The organism is Nocardia sp. NPDC004722 (genome assembly GCF_053601505.1).
Map to the genome: position 1 here is coordinate 1 of NZ_JBSGBY010001025.1, position 1,651 is coordinate 1,651.

A 1,651-nucleotide genomic window follows, 5' to 3' on the forward strand; every position below is an offset into this window, starting at 1 on the left:
CCTGGCCGCCGTCCTCGCACCCCTGGACGCGCAGCCGCTGCTGGCCGAAACCCTGGAAGTGTTCGTGGACACCGGTTTCAACCAGCTCGCCACCGCCCGCCTGCTCACCATCCACCGCAACACCGTCACCTACCGCCTGGCCCGGGTCCACGAACTCACCGGCCTCGACCCGCACCGCCCCACCGACGCCATGACGCTCTCGGCGGCCCGCATCGCCCGCCGCCTCGAATCCGCCTCGTTCGCACCGTAATCCGACCCGCCTCATTGGTCGACTGCACAAGCGGGTGCGGTGTAGTCGTGGCGATTGCCGGTAGCGGCGCGCCGAGGCTGTGCGGTGTGCTCGATCCCGACGACGTGGTCCCAGCCGTCCGCCTCCGCAGCGGCGCACGTGCGGCGACCTCCCGACCCCCGCAGAGGTAGATCGTTGAGTAGCACCTTCCGGCCCCGTCGCTGCCGCGTGGCACCGTGGGCCGTGGCCGGGTTCTCGGTCCTGGCCCTGACCGTTTCCTCCACTACCGCGCACGGTGCGCCGGTCTTCGGGCCGGTGCCGGACGCGCCCGCGAATTTCGGTCTGCCGTCCGATTATCAGCCGACGCCCGAGCAGTACGGTGTGGGTTATCAACTGGGGCAAGTCGTTCCGCTCTCGGACGGCAATCAGTTGCAGGCCGAGGTGCGGTATCCCATCGATCCGGCGACCGGGCAGCGGGCCGCGGGCGAGTTCCCGGTGATCGTCAACTTCACCACCTACGGCGCGGTCACCAGCGCGCTGACCGCCGCGCTGACCGGCGTGATCGACGATCTGCACATCCAGTTGCCGGATCAGTTGAAGGATGCCCGCCGCGTCATCAACCAGGCGACCTCCATGCAGGACATGCTGGTGCGGCACGGCTATATCGAGGTGACCGCGGATGTGCGCGGCACCGGCGGGTCGACCGGCGCGTGGAGTCCGGCGTCCAAGCAGGACGGCGCGGACGGCGCGGAACTGGTGGACTGGGCGGCGAAACTGCCCGGCTCCAACGGCAAGGTCGGCATGTACGGCTACTCGTTCCCGGGCCTGTCGGCCATGCGGACCGCCGAAACCGTCGGCCCCGGTTCACCGTTGAAGGCGATCGTGCCGTTCGCGGTGCCCAACAACATCTTCGACGAGGTGCTCAATCACGACGGCATGATGAGCCCGCTGCTGCTGACGGTCATCTCGCTCATGGTGCCGTATCTGAGTCTGATCGGCCCGTTCCTGTCCGCGGTGGTCTCGCCGCAGCAGTTCCTGCGCTCGCTCGGCGATCACCTGATGGCCCTGGTCGGCCCGGACACCAGCACCGTGAAGCTGCTCTTCGACGCCTACACCGGCGGCGCCACCGCGTACGACAACTCCTGGTGGCAGGACCGGCGTTTCGAGACCGATCTGCACAATCTGGTCGACAACGGCATCGCCATGTATCAGGTGGACGGCTGGTGGGACCTGTATCAGGAGGGCGCGGTCCGCAATTACGCGCAGCTGCAGAACCTTTCGGCAGGCCGGGATCAGTTCGCGCCGATGGCCGCCGATCAGCGTGCCGACCAGCGCGGTGGTGCCCGCGGTGATCCCATGGCCCACGGTCACGGCGAAGTCGACGCTCTCGTGTGCGGAGAGCGCGGCGTCGATCTCGCCCAG

General features: G+C 68.4%; 2 protein-coding genes. Both read left to right on the top strand.

Annotated elements, in window-relative coordinates; translation table 11 throughout:
- A partial coding sequence (locus ACWELQ_RS45330; protein ID WP_452403132.1) for a PucR family transcriptional regulator occupies positions 1-250 on the top strand: 250 nt, incomplete at its 5' end.
- A gap of 174 nt (positions 251-424) precedes the next feature.
- A partial coding sequence (locus ACWELQ_RS45335) for a CocE/NonD family hydrolase (RefSeq protein WP_452403133.1) occupies positions 425-1,651 on the top strand: 1,227 nt, incomplete at its 3' end.